The organism is Mycobacterium sp. 012931 (assembly GCF_000419295.1).
Taxonomy (GTDB): Bacteria; Actinomycetota; Actinomycetes; order Mycobacteriales; family Mycobacteriaceae; genus Mycobacterium; species Mycobacterium marinum.
The window spans coordinates 227452-239821 of the sequence record NZ_AOPX01000001.1; the positions used below are offsets into that span (position 1 = coordinate 227452).

Here is a 12370-nt window from a genome sequence, read left to right on the forward strand (position 1 = left end):
ACCGGGTTCCCCGGCTAGCCCGACCACGCCGTGTCGGCGAGTAGCTGCTCGACGGAAACAACACAGCCGTAAGGAATTCCGGCCGCCGTTAGCGCCTGCCTTTTGAACGCCAGTGCCGCGGCACTGAGCACGTGTTGCACCGGGGCGATCGCGCGATCGACCCCCCAGCGGCCACCCCTGACCCCACAGCGCAACTTCGGTCCACCGGCACTGCAGGGCTTCGGTTAGCTTCGCGCGCACTCGCTCATCGGCGGCAAAGGCGGCGGCGCCGACGGCCAGGCTGTGGCCCATCGGAGCGCGGCCGGTCAGACCCGCTTCCAGGTCCATCGCGGTTGCCCCGAGGATCTGCAGCGGCCGGATATCGTCGCCGCCGGGCACCAGCACTCGCACCTGCCAGCCGGCCATCACCCGGTCGCACAGCCAGCCTCCAGCCGCCTGAACTACGTCGATGACGCTGGCGGCCACGACCTCGACCCGATAGTGCAGGCCGTCGTCGTCGGCACCGGTTCGTCGTAGCGTGCCCCTGTCCGCCGTGGCGCCGAGGTCCAAAGTTGGAGTGAGCATCGATCCATCCCTCTTGCACGGGACCACAGCCGGACCCGCGCGGACTGCCGCGTTTGCCATGGGCCGCCCGCCACACCGAGCCGCCCGCCCCTCATCGGACAGCGTGACACTTTCGGGACTTTTTGTAAAGGCTCGCGCGCGGTCAGGACTTGCGGCGCGCCGCCAGTTCACCCAGCACTTGGTCGGTGTGCTGACCGAGCTGCGGCGCCACCGAACGTGGCGTGCATGGTGTGCCGTGAAAGTCGGCGGGGGTTGCCACCATCGGCACACTCGAGGCCCCGTCCGGCACGTCAACGATGCCGCCAGCGGCATGGAACTGCTCGTCGGCGACGATGTCTTCGAGGCTGTTGATCGGCGACCAGAAGAAATCCGGTTCAGCGTCGAAGATCTCGGTCCACTCGGCGAGAGACCTGGTCGCGAAGATCTGGTCCAGTTGCGCGATGAGCTCTACCGCGTTGGTCGCACGCCCGCGCGCATCGCCGTAGCGCGGATCGGCCAGCCAGTCGGGGCGTTCAACGACGCGACACAGGGCGGGCCAGTGCCGGTCGATCTCCAGTCCGACGATCCAGAATCGTCGCCCGTCGCCGGCGGTGTAGTTGTTCATGCACGGGTTGCCCATTGATTCACGTTGTCCGATTGCGATCTGCTGACCGGTGAGCAGGTAGGTGTTGAGGTCAAAGCTCACGGTGTAGGCAGGGCTCCCCCTGACGGTGTAGGCCCCCTGGCGATACAGCGATGTGCTCACCAACTGGCCCGTCCCGGTCCGCTCCCGCGCCAGCAGCGCGGCACAGACGGCGGCGGCCAAGGTCAAGCCGGTCGTGTGGTCCCCCATGCCGCCGCGCTGAAACGGCGGCGTGTCCCCGGGCCGGGTGAGCAGATGCGCGAGGCCACCGCGCGACCAGAAGGCCGCCACATCATAGGCGGCGCGATCGGCGTCGGGCCCGGTCTCTCCGTACCCGGTGATGAGCCCGTAGACGAGGCGTGGGTTGCGATCGGACACCGCAGCGAAGTCGAGCCCCAGCCGTCGCAACGCCGCCGGGCGCACGTTGGTGATGAAAACATCAGCGTCGGAGAGCAATTCGTACGCAAGCTCGCGGCCGGTGTCGGTGGACAGGTCCAGCACGACGCTGCGCTTGCAGCGGTTGTCCATCTCGAACGGCGGGTTCATCCCGAGATCGCAGCCCAGCATCCGGCCGAACAGCCGGCCCGGATCGCCGGCCGGCGGTTCTATCTTGATCACGTCGGCACCCCAGTCGGCCAGAATGGCGGCCGCGGCCGGCGCCGCGACCCAGACCCCGAGCTCGACAACCTTGATGCCTTCCACCGGTCCCGCCATGGCTCCTTCCTACTCCGGTAGGTACGCGGCATCGCGCCCGCATCGGCACCCAGGCCCTGCATTTACACTGTTTACAACATTTGTAATGTAGGGGTGGTGCCTTGCCGGAGAACAGGGTGATCGCGCTGGCTCGCCTAGCCACTCATCTCGGCCGTGGCCTCGGCCGGGTGGCAACCGGCGCCGTGCTGCGCAACGCCAGAGCATTCCCCCGCCGCATCCACGACCTGGATCCGCCGGCGTTGTCGGAAATCATGGGGCGCAGGGTGTCCTCGGTGTCGGTGCTCGATGACAGCAGTGGGACGACGTCGCGGGCCCGACTAGCGCTGAGCGGCAACGTTCCCGAGTCGGTGTTCGTCAAGATGGCGGCGGCTACGGCCGCGACCAGATTTATCGGCGAGCTGGGCCGGCTGGCCGAGACCGAGGTGGGTTTCTACCGCGACCTGTCCCCCGAGTTAGCGCCCGACGCCCCAACGGCATACGGCTGCGCGTTCGATCCGCTGACCGGCCGATTCGTGCTTGTCCTGGAAGACTTGGCAGCTCCCGCCGAAGGGACATGCGATTTCTCGGACACGCTGCATCCGTTCGACAACGATCAGGCCGCCCTGGTGGTCGAACTGCTTGCCCGCCTGCACGCGACGTACTGGGTACGGCTCAATCACGGCGGTGTCCGACCATTTGGATGGCTGTATGCGGCCTCGCGTGATCCGAGCGTGCCGCTGGTTCCCACCATGCTGCGGGCCTCGTGGCGCAGGTTGGGCGGGCACGCCGCGGCGCTCCTGCCAGGTCGCGACTTTGTCTTCGAGCACTACCGGGCGATCACCGGACTCATCGACGCACCGCCACACACCGTGCTGCACGGCGACGCGCACCCGGGTAATTGGTATTTCCGCTCATCGGGCGGCCCGCTCGCGGCGGGTCTGCTCGACTGGCAGGCGGTCCGGCTCGGCCACCCCGCCCGCGATCTCGCTTACACGCTGATCACCGGCATGACCACCACCGACCGTCGGGTCACCGAGCGCGAACTGCTCGGCGTCTACCGCCGTGCATTGGCCGCCGCCGGCGGACCGGAGCTGGACCGCGAAGAGCTATGGCTGCGCTATCGACAAGCCGCCGCCTACGCCTATGTCGCAACCACGATCGTGGCCGGCCTGGGCGGCATGCAGGCCGCAGACATCGCGCTCACCGGCCTGGACCTGACAGTCGCGGCCTTGCACGACCTGCAGACCGTGGCCGCGTTACGGGCCGCCGATCTAGGAGGAATGTCATGAGCCTGGCGGCCGGGCATGGCCCGCTCAGCACGCATCCGGCCGGGCGCTTCTGCCCGCCGGTGCCCGATGGTTTGGTATACGTCGAGCCACATCCTCGGCTTATCCAGGCATTTCGCAATGGGCGCCTGGTAATCGACACCGAGCGCGCGCTGATGGTGCACCGACGGGGCCACCCGCTGCGCTACGTGTTTCCCACCGACGAGATCACTGACCTACCGACTCAGCCCGAGACCGCTGCACCCGGCTTCGTCCATGTTCGGTGGGATGCCGTCGACATGTGGCTCGAAGAGGGCCGCCGACTCGTGCACTACCCGCCGAATCCCTACCACCGCGTCGACTGCCGCCCGACCACGCGGCAGCTGCACGTCGAGCTGGCCGGCACCACGCTGGTGAACACCCAGGACACGGTGATCGTGTTCGAAACTTCGCTGCAACCACGTCTGTATGTGACGCCCGCGCAGGTACGCACCGACCTGCTGGTGAGGTCACAGACCTCCAGCTACTGCAACTACAAGGGCGTGGCGACCTACTGGTCGGCCGTCGTCGGCGACATGGTCGCCCCTGACATCGCCTGGAGTTACGAAGATCCGCCGCCGGAAAGCGTTCCGATCAAAGGGTTCTTGAGCTTCGACGAAGGGGCCGTGCAGGTCACCGCGGAGTTGCCAGCAAGGTAGCCGGCACATCGGGGCGCCAGGCTCAGGCCGCTTCGATCACCTGGACGCGAAATCGGTCGATACATTCCAGCGCGTGCGCAAGGCCGTCACCGGGCAGACCGACGTGCACCCACGTCACCCCGAGCGTCGCCAGCTTTTCCAAACCGCCCAGGTAGGCGTCGGCATTGAAGTCCGCGCTTGCCGGACCGCCGCCGTCGAAGTTGGTGAAGGTGACATCGATCGCGGAGAAGTCCCGGCCCGCCGCGTCACATTTGCGCCGCAAATCGTCGATACCGGCGGCGAGTCGATGGCCGCAGTGCCCGCCGTCTGCACCAGCGGTGCCGGCGCAGGGAAAGGACACCAGCCGTCCCCGTGGACGGCGACGCGTCGGCGCGCTGCCGCCGTGTTACCGCCCACCCAGATGGGCGGGTAGGGATTGCTGGCCGGGCGGGGGTGGGCGGTGATTCCCCGCGCGCTGAAATGGCGTCCCTCAAAGGATATGTCGTCGCTGGTCCAGACCGCCCGGATCACCTGCAGTGCCTCGTCGAACAGCTCGGCGCGTTCGGCATGGTCCACACCCAGCGCCGCGAACTCCCGCTTGAGATAACCCACGCCGACCGCGAGGATGAACCGACCACCCGACAGTAGGTCCAGCGTGGCAGCGGACTTCGCCACCACAAACGGGTTGCGATACGGCAAGACGACGATGTTGGGAATCAAGCGCAGTGACGTCGTTTGTGCCGCCGCAAAGCCCAGTGCGACAAAGGGATCCAGCGAGTCGTGGCCTCCCGCCTCGAGCCAGCGCTGCGACGGTGCCGGGTGGTCGGTGAAGCCGAAGCCGTGAAAGCCGGCCCGCTCGGCCGCCGCCGCGACGGCCGCGACGCCGGCGCCGGAGGCGAGTTCGGGGTGGTACGGATGACTGTGCATCGGGTGGGTGATGATGAAGCGCAACGATATTCCCGCCGCTAGAACCGCGACCGGGCATCGATCGAGGTGTCACTGGTACGAAGCGGCCGGATCAGCGCCTCCTGGGCGAACGAGGCGATGAGGGCGCCCTGTTCGGTGTGCACCGTGCCGCGCACATAGGACATTCCCGCGCCGACCTGAGTGCTCTCGTGGCTGTAGAGCAACCAACCGTCCCAGCGCACGGGTTCATGGAAAGCGACCGAGATCGTCATCGGCGCGGTCGACACGCTCAGATGGGCTTGGCTGGTGCCGATGCCCGGATGCGCCCGCATGGTGGTTGAAATCCCAAGGTGGCCGGTGAAATACGCGATCAGCGCCTTGGCCAGGTCGTCGCGGTCCGGAATTGGTTCGTAGTGCAGCCACGCATACAGTTCCGGCGGCCCCACCTCGTCGGGACTGTTGACGTCGACGACATCGACGAGCCGCAACTGCCGGCCGGCCATCGGCATTTCCGAAACGTTGGCGTCGGCGGGCGCAACCACCGGTGGGCGCGGCAGGTGATGCTTGATCACATCCCCGGTGGGGATGTCGGCCAGCACCGTCACGGTCAAGCAGCGCTTGCCGTTCTGATTGGCCGCGACGATCGCGGTGGCCGTCGATCGGCCTTCATAGACTACGTCGAGGACCAGTTCGAGCGGCGGGCCGACGATGACGGCGCGGCAGAAAACGGCGTGCGCCGAGCGCACCGACTTGCCCTCGAACCGGCTCGCCACGGCCATGATGGCCTGCGCGACCACTTGGGTGCCTTCCACCACCTGCCGCCCGTCGTGGCCGGCGATTCCAGTGTCGGCGGTGAACCGATCGACCCCCTCGGCGCGCACCTGGAAAAGTTCGAGCAGGCCATCGACTGACCACTGGGCCTGTTCAGAATCTGTGGTCATGCGCTCACCTCGCTGTCAGCTCCCGGCTCAGCGTGACATTTTGGACATTGTTTGTGAAGCACGGACGCCGGGTCGCCCCGCGTTGACAGCGGCACCCGAAGCGCATGACACTTTTGCCGTGATTTGTAACGGCACGCGTCGAGAGGTAAGCCCGCTGGCTCGCGGCTTCTGTTTCGGCGAGGGGCCGCGCTGGTTCGAGGGGCTGCTCTGGTTCTCCGACATGCTGGGCGAGGCCGTACACACCTCGGACATGCACGGCTCGCTGACCACCCTGCCGCTGCCCGGCCACTCCCCTTGCGGGCTGGGGTTCCGGCCCGACGGGACACTGTTGATTGCGTCGGCGCACGACCGGCTGGTCCTGCGCTACGACGGCGACACCGTGGTCACGGTCGCCGATCTGCGCGACTTGGCACCCGCCGACCTCGGCGACATGGTGATCGACCGTGCGGGGCGCGCCTATATCGGGTGCCAGTCCTTCTCGGGCGGCGTGATCATCCGGCTCGATACCGACAACAGCGCACAGGTCGTCGCCGAGGACCTCGACTTCCCCAACGGGATGGTCATTACCCCCGACCACGACACGCTCATCGTCGCCGAGTCGGTCGGCCGCCGGCTCAGCGCATTCACCGTCAGCGCCGACGGCGCGCTCAACGACCGCCGGGTCTTCGCCGCGGGCCTGGACGGGCCCCCCGACGGCATCGCCCTCGACGCCGAGGGCGCGGTCTGGGCGGCCATGACGCTGGCTCACCAATTCGAGCGGATCGTCGCGGGCGGGGTGGTGACCGACCGCATCGACATGGGTGATCGGGTTGCCATCGCATGCGCATTGGGCGGGCCCGGACGCCGCACGTTGTTCCTGCTGTCCAGCACCGACGCGTATCCCAAGCGGCTGATCGGCACCCGGCTTTCCCAGCTGGATGCCGTCACCGTGGCCACCCCCGGCGCCGGCCTGCCTTGACCGGCCCCGGCCCCGGCCCCAACACGGAAGAGTGGTGATATGACCGACTCCTATTACGAGCTGATCGATGACGCCGATGCGCTGGGCGAGAAGTTTGCCGCGACCGACCTGGTGCGCGGCACCTGGTCGGCCTCGATCCAACACGGCGCTCCGGTGTCGGCGCTGCTGGTCCGAGCGCTGCAGCGATGCGCCTGGCGTGAAGACACCCGGCTGAGCCGGGTGGTCGTCGACTTGATCGGAGCGGTGCCGGCCGACGGCGACCTTTGGGTGAGTTCGCGGATCGAACGCGGCGGCAAGCAGATCGAGTTGGTCAGCGCCGAGCTGGCCGCGCCAGGCCCCGATGGCCGGCCCCGGGCGGTGGCCCGCGCCAGCGGATGGCGACTAGCCCAGTTGGACACCCAAGAACTCCGCCACGCGGCCGAACAGCCGCCCCGCCCGCTCGCCGAGGCCCGCAACCGCAAGCTGGCGCCGATGAGTTGGGACCGCAACTACGTGCACAGCCTGGACTGGCGCTGGCTCACCGAGCCGATGACCCCGGGCCCGGGTGAATGCTGGATCAAGCCGACCGTGGATCTGGTCAACGGCGAGACCATGACGCCGCTAGAACGGCTGTTCGCGGTGGCGGACTGCGCCAACGGCATCGGCAGCAAGCTGGATATCACCAAGTGGACCTTCCTCAACACCGACCTGGCCGTGCACGTGTTCCGGATCCCGGCCGGGGATTGGATCGGCATTCGTGCCGAAACCAGCTACGGACCCGACGGAATCGGCACGGCGGCGGGCACCCTGTTCGACCAGCAAGGTGCGGTCGGCACCATCGCGCAATCGGTCCTGGTGCGCCGGCGGGCCCGATGATGTTGGAAAGCAGCGCCAAAATCGGTGACACCCGCGGATCTTTCGTAAGGTTTCAGACATGAGCCAGGCGTTTGGGGCAATCGACACCACTGACGGCGACACGTCGACGCGTCAGCGCATCCTCGCGGCCACCGCCGAAGTGCTGGCGCGCAGCGGCAAGACCAAGCTCAGCCTCTCCGAAGTCGCCGCCCAGGCGGGCGTATCGCGCCCCACGCTCTACCGCTGGTTCGCCTCCAAAGAAGAGTTGCTCGCCACGTTTTCACGCTATGAGCGCCAGGTCTTCGAAAGCGGCTTGAGCAAGGCCACCGCCGGATTGAAGGGCGTCGACAAGCTCGACGCCGCTTTACGATTCATCGTCGATTACCAATATTCCTACTCGGGCGTGCGGATGGTCGACATCGAACCGGAGCTCGTCATCTCCCAGATGTCGGGTGTGATCCCGGAAATGCGCGAAGGGCTGCAGCGGTTGTTGCCCGGCCCCAACGCCGCCGTCAAGGCGGCAACAGCGATCCGAATTGCCATCTCGCACTACATTGTTCGAAGCGATGACGCCGACCAGTTCCTCGCCCAGCTGCGCCATGCCGTCGGCCTCAAGGGCGGCTGAACGGAATCAATCGAACAGCACCGCGGGGTTGAGGTAGCCGGTCGGGTCCAGCGCCGCCTTGACGGCCCGCATCACCGCGATGTCGGTGTCCTCGCGGGACATCTGCAGATACGGTCGCTTGCGGCTGCCGATTCCGTGCTCCGAGCTGACATTGCCGCCGCACTGCGCGATGAGCGACATCATCTCCTGGTACAGCGCCGGCTCGCGCGGCACCGGGCAGCGCAGCAGATTCAAATGCAGGTTGCCCCCGCCGATGTGGCCGAACAGCAGCGGAATCGCCTCGGGCACGTGCGCCGCGACCAACGTCGCCGCTGCGGCGGCAAATTCGCTGATCGCCGCCAGGGGCAGCGAAACGTCGAACTTCAGCGGCGGACCACATACACCCAACACCTCGGCCAAGGATTCCCGGATGCGCCACAACCGTTGCTGCGCAGCAACATCCACGCCCACCGCCGGATCACCGCACAACCGTACGCCGTCGAGCAGATAGGCCAGCCGCTCGGTTTGGTCGTGGTCGGCGGCCAGTTCCACCAATAGCAGCCAGTCCCCCGGCACCGGAGCCGGCACCCCGAGATGCTCGCGGGTCAGCGCCGCGGCCCGGCCGTCGATCAGTTCCAGTGCCGCAATCCCGCCGACATCACGAAACACCCGGCCGGCATCGACGAGTGCCTCGAGGTCGGCGAAGCCGCAGACCGCGGTCAGCCGGTGCGACGGGGTGGGGTGCAGCCGCAGGTCCAGCGCGGTGATGACACCGAGAGTTCCCTCGGCTCCCACGAATAGCGCCGGCAGGTCATAGCCGGTGTTGTCGCTGCGCACCAGGCTGTGCCGGCGTAACACCGAACCGTCGGGCAACGCCACGTCCAGGCCGACGACCTGCTCGCCCATGTTGCCGTAGCGGACCGTCCGCAGCCCGCCGGCGTTGGTGGATGCCATCCCGCCGACGGTCGCGGACTCCCGCGCCGACAGATCCACACCGAACACCAGTCCGGCCGCGGTCGCGGCGCGCTGCACCGCCGCCAGAGTCGCCCCCGCGCCCACCGCGACTCGGCGCTCGAGGGTGTCGACATCGGCGACGTCGCAAATCCGTTCGGTGGACAACAGCACGTCGTCGTGTTCGGGCACGGTCCCGGCGACCAGCGAGGTGCGGCCGCCCTGCACGGTGACGTGCGCCCCGGCATCCCGGCACACCCGCAGCACCTCGGCCACCTGATCGGCCGAAGCCGGGCGCACCAGCGCGCTGGCCCGGCCCCGATAGCGGCCGGTGTGGTCGACGCTGCGGCCGGCCAATACGTCCGGATCGGTGAGGACATGACTGGAACCAACCACATTCGCGAGACTGCGCAGCATGCTCGTGGTTATAGCAAGTGCTAAAACTGCTTGTGCGGCACGTCGGTGACCAGGCCCCCATCCATCACAAATTCGCTACCGGTCGCGTAGGACGCATCGTCACTGGCCAGGAACACGACGAAGGGCGACACCTCACGGGACTCCGCCGGTCGCCCCAGCGGAATGGTGACCATGTCGTCGGGCAGGTTGGCCGTCATCGGCGTCCGAATGAAGCCGGGGTGAATCGAGTTCACCCGGATGTTCAGCGGCGCCAACTCCAGGGCCGCCGACTTGGTCAAGCCGCGCACCGCCCACTTGGACGCGACATAGGGGTGTACCGCCGGAGCGCCGCGCAGGCCCTCGATCGACGACACATTGATGATCGAGCCTGAACCGGCAGCGGTCATGGGCTCGACCGCCGCCCGCATGCCTAGGAACGTCCCGGTCAAGTTGACGTCAATCACCTTCTGCCACTTGCCGAGATCGAACTTCTTGAGTTGCCCGAGCGCGACGATCCCGGCGTTGTTGACCAGCACGTCGAGCTTGCCGAACTCGTCGACGGCCGTCGCGACCGCGGCCTCCCACTGGTCGGGTTGGGTGACATCAAGGTGCACATAGCGCGCCGCGTCCCCGATCTCCTCGGCCAGCGCCTTACCCTCCTCGTCGAGGATGTCGCCGATCACCACCTTGGCGCCTTCTTGCACCAGCAGTCGCGCATGTGAAGCGCCCATGCCCCGGGCGCCGCCGCTGATGAGTGCAACCTTTCCGTCTACCCGTCCCATGCCGTCGTGATCCTTTCGGTTAGTTGGAGACCATGGGCGTGTACAGCCCTTTACCCGTGATTAGGGGCAAGTCCAGTGTCGTCCTGATGCCCGGTGTCGCCGTGAGGACCGCCGGGATCGCGTTGACGATGCGGCCCGCGGCGCCGACGATGGCGGCGTGGTTGTGATCGCCGTTGCGGCTGCTCGGAACGATGTCCACGGCATAGGACGGCTCGCCGGTGATTTCGATGCGATAGGACCCTCCACCGGAGGCGGGTTGGGGCCAATCGGGTCGTAGGTCGGGCCGCAACCGGGTGATGTGCTCGATGACGATGGCGGCCTGCCCGTCGACCATGCCCCGGATCTCGAATTGCAGCACGGCTTGGGCGCCCTTGGCCACCGGCCCCACCGCGATCTCAAAATCTTCCGGCGCCGGTTCACGCTGATATGACTCGGTGATTTCGTCAACCTCGATACCCAGGCCGGCCGCCAACTGGCGGATCGCCGTCCCCCAGGCAATGCCGAGCACGCCCGGCTGCAGCAGCATGGGCACCTCGTCCAGGGATCTGCCGAACCCCATGTAGTGCATGACCTCTGCGCCGTCATAGGAGGCATAGTCGTGGATCTCCATGCAGCGCACCTGCTCGATGCGCTGACAGGTTCCGGCCAAGGCAAACGGCAGGAGGTCGTTGATGAACCCCGGGTCGACACCGGTGATGAAGATGCTCGAGTTCCCCTGCTCGGCAGCGCGTTGCACCCGGGCAATGTATTTGTCGGGGATAACGCCCCAGGGGTATTGCAGCAAGCCGGGCGAAGAGCCCACGACATTGCTGCCGGCCGCCAGGATGCGCATCACGTCCGCCATTGCGTCGGGCAGCCGGGTGTCTCCCATCGCGCAGTAGACGACGCACTCGGGCGCGGTGGCCAGCACCGCATCCAGATCGTTGATCGCCGCGATCCCGGTCTCGATACCCACCCCGGCGAGGTCGCCGGCGTCACGGCCCACCTTCTCGGGCGTGGATACACACACCGCGGTCAGCTCGAACGCCGGGTTGGTCACCAGCTCGCTCAGGGCCAGCCGCCCGACGTTTCCGGTTCCGACGTGAGCAACCCGGATCGCCATGGGGTGTCCTCCATCCCGCCGCAACGCTGCAACTTTTCTAGACAGTAGTCCATAATTCTTGGAGGTGACGAACGCCGTCGGCCCCTGCCGCAAAGGAGAGCCCCGATGACACAACGCCAGGACGTGCGGTTCCCCTGCGGCGAGGCATTGATCAGCGCGTGGCTCTACCGGCCCGCCGGCGCCGACCCCGCGCGCCCGGTGCCTATGCTGGTCATGGCGCATGGTCTGGGCGCGGTTCGCACCATGCGCCTGGACGCCTACGCACAACGGTTCAGCGCGGCCGGCTACGCCTGCCTGGTGTTCGACTACCGCAACTTCGGCGACAGCGAGGGCCAGCCCCGCCAGCTACTCGACATCAGAATGCAGCTGCAGGACTGGGCGGCGGCGGTGGCCTACGCGCGCACCTGCGACGGGGTCGACCAGGCCCGGATCGGCCTGTGGGGCACCTCTTTCGGCGGCGGGCATGTGATCGCGACGGCGGCCCGGCTACCGGGCATCGCCGCGGTGGTGGCGCAGTGCCCGTTCACCGATGGCATCGCCTCGGTGCTCGCGATCGCGCCGACCACGGCCATCCGTGTCACGGCGCGGTCGATGCGCGACCTCATCGGATCCCGGTTGGGCAGGCCGCCGGTGATGATTCCCACCGCGGGCAAACCGGGCGAGGTTGCCCTGATGACCGCTCCGGACGCCTACCCGGGCTACCTGGGCCTGATGCGGCAGGGCACCCAGGTGCCCAATGAGGTCGCGGCCCGGATCGGGATCAAGGTGCTTGGCTACCGTCCGGGACGCAGCGCGCGCAAGATCGCCTGCCCAATCCTGTTCTGCGTGTGCGAAACCGATTCCGTCGCGCCCGCCGGTCCCACCCTGCGCTACGCCGCCCGGGCTCCTCGCGGTGAGGTCATCCGTTATCCAGAGGGGCACTTCGCCATCTATCTCGGCGACGCCTTCGAACACGTAGTGGCCGATCAACTCGGCTTCCTCGACAAGCACCTGAAGCCGGCCGGCCAGCCCTAAGAGGTTGCCCAAACGCCGGAATTAACGGCGACACCGTTTTACCCTCTGATTGATACCTAAT

11 protein-coding genes and 2 pseudogenes are annotated in these 12370 nt (G+C 67.3%); 6 read left to right on the top strand and 7 right to left on the bottom strand.

Annotated features, from left to right (window positions below; all coding sequences use genetic code 11):
• Positions 1 to 14: 14 nt before the first annotated feature.
• Positions 15 to 564, bottom strand: a pseudogene (locus MMSP_RS00990) (hypothetical protein).
• Between the two features lie 142 nt (positions 565 to 706).
• Positions 707 to 1900 (bottom strand): CoA transferase, encoded by a 1194-nt coding sequence (locus tag MMSP_RS00995; protein WP_036425919.1) that lies wholly within the window; start codon positions 1898 to 1900, stop codon positions 707 to 709.
• A 116-nt stretch (positions 1901 to 2016) separates the two neighbouring features.
• Between MMSP_RS00995 and MMSP_RS01000 the strand changes: the two genes are divergently transcribed.
• Together MMSP_RS01000 and MMSP_RS01005 are read left to right on the top strand one after the other, a co-directional pair.
• Positions 2017 to 3168 carry a phosphotransferase gene (locus MMSP_RS01000; protein ID WP_020785101.1) on the top strand — a complete coding sequence of 384 codons (1152 nt, stop codon included), beginning with the start codon at positions 2017 to 2019 and terminating at the stop codon, positions 3166 to 3168.
• Positions 3165 to 3842, top strand: coding sequence for a DUF427 domain-containing protein (locus MMSP_RS01005; protein WP_020785102.1), 678 nt, complete (start codon positions 3165 to 3167; stop codon positions 3840 to 3842). The genes MMSP_RS01000 and MMSP_RS01005 overlap by 4 nt, the downstream gene beginning before the upstream one ends.
• Positions 3843 to 3864: 22 nt before the next feature.
• On the opposite strand, the pseudogene MMSP_RS01010 reads toward MMSP_RS01005, so the two are convergent.
• Positions 3865 to 4772, bottom strand: a pseudogene (locus MMSP_RS01010) (LLM class F420-dependent oxidoreductase).
• 14 nt (positions 4773 to 4786) lie between these two features.
• Positions 4787 to 5668 carry an acyl-CoA thioesterase II gene (locus tag MMSP_RS01015; RefSeq protein WP_020785105.1) on the bottom strand — a complete coding sequence of 294 codons (882 nt, stop codon included), beginning with the start codon at positions 5666 to 5668 and terminating at the stop codon, positions 4787 to 4789.
• A 121-nt stretch (positions 5669 to 5789) separates the two neighbouring features.
• Between MMSP_RS01015 and MMSP_RS01020 the strand changes: the two genes are divergently transcribed.
• From MMSP_RS01020 to MMSP_RS01030, 3 genes are read left to right on the top strand one after another with little or no spacing between them, the layout of a single operon-like run.
• Positions 5790 to 6626: an SMP-30/gluconolactonase/LRE family protein gene (locus MMSP_RS01020; RefSeq protein WP_051153749.1), complete on the top strand. Its 837-nt coding sequence runs from the start codon at positions 5790 to 5792 to the stop codon at positions 6624 to 6626.
• A gap of 39 nt (positions 6627 to 6665) precedes the next feature.
• Positions 6666 to 7481, top strand: coding sequence for a thioesterase family protein (locus tag MMSP_RS01025; RefSeq protein ID WP_012392369.1), 816 nt, complete (start codon positions 6666 to 6668; stop codon positions 7479 to 7481).
• 58 nt (positions 7482 to 7539) lie between these two features.
• Positions 7540 to 8085: a TetR/AcrR family transcriptional regulator gene (locus tag MMSP_RS01030; RefSeq protein ID WP_012392368.1), complete on the top strand. Its 546-nt coding sequence runs from the start codon at positions 7540 to 7542 to the stop codon at positions 8083 to 8085.
• A 6-nt stretch (positions 8086 to 8091) separates the two neighbouring features.
• Here the strand turns inward: MMSP_RS01030 and MMSP_RS01035 are convergent, their stop codons facing one another.
• The 3 genes from MMSP_RS01035 to MMSP_RS01045 are packed head-to-tail and all read right to left on the bottom strand — an operon-like array spanning position 8092 to position 11295.
• Complete coding sequence (locus tag MMSP_RS01035) at positions 8092 to 9432, bottom strand: FAD-binding oxidoreductase (RefSeq protein ID WP_020785107.1); 1341 nt, start codon at positions 9430 to 9432, stop codon at positions 8092 to 8094.
• A 20-nt stretch (positions 9433 to 9452) separates the two neighbouring features.
• A complete protein-coding gene (locus tag MMSP_RS01040) occupies positions 9453 to 10193 on the bottom strand; it encodes a glucose 1-dehydrogenase (RefSeq protein ID WP_020785108.1) in 741 nt (246 codons plus the stop codon).
• 19 nt (positions 10194 to 10212) lie between these two features.
• A complete protein-coding gene (locus tag MMSP_RS01045; protein WP_015354158.1) occupies positions 10213 to 11295 on the bottom strand; it encodes a dihydrodipicolinate reductase related protein in 1083 nt (360 codons plus the stop codon).
• A 105-nt stretch (positions 11296 to 11400) separates the two neighbouring features.
• Here MMSP_RS01045 and MMSP_RS01050 point away from each other — a divergent pair, with 105 nt between their 5' ends.
• On the top strand, positions 11401 to 12309 hold the full coding sequence (locus tag MMSP_RS01050; RefSeq protein WP_020785109.1) for an alpha/beta hydrolase: 909 nt from the start codon (positions 11401 to 11403) through the stop codon (positions 12307 to 12309).
• Positions 12310 to 12370: the final 61 nt, after the last annotated feature.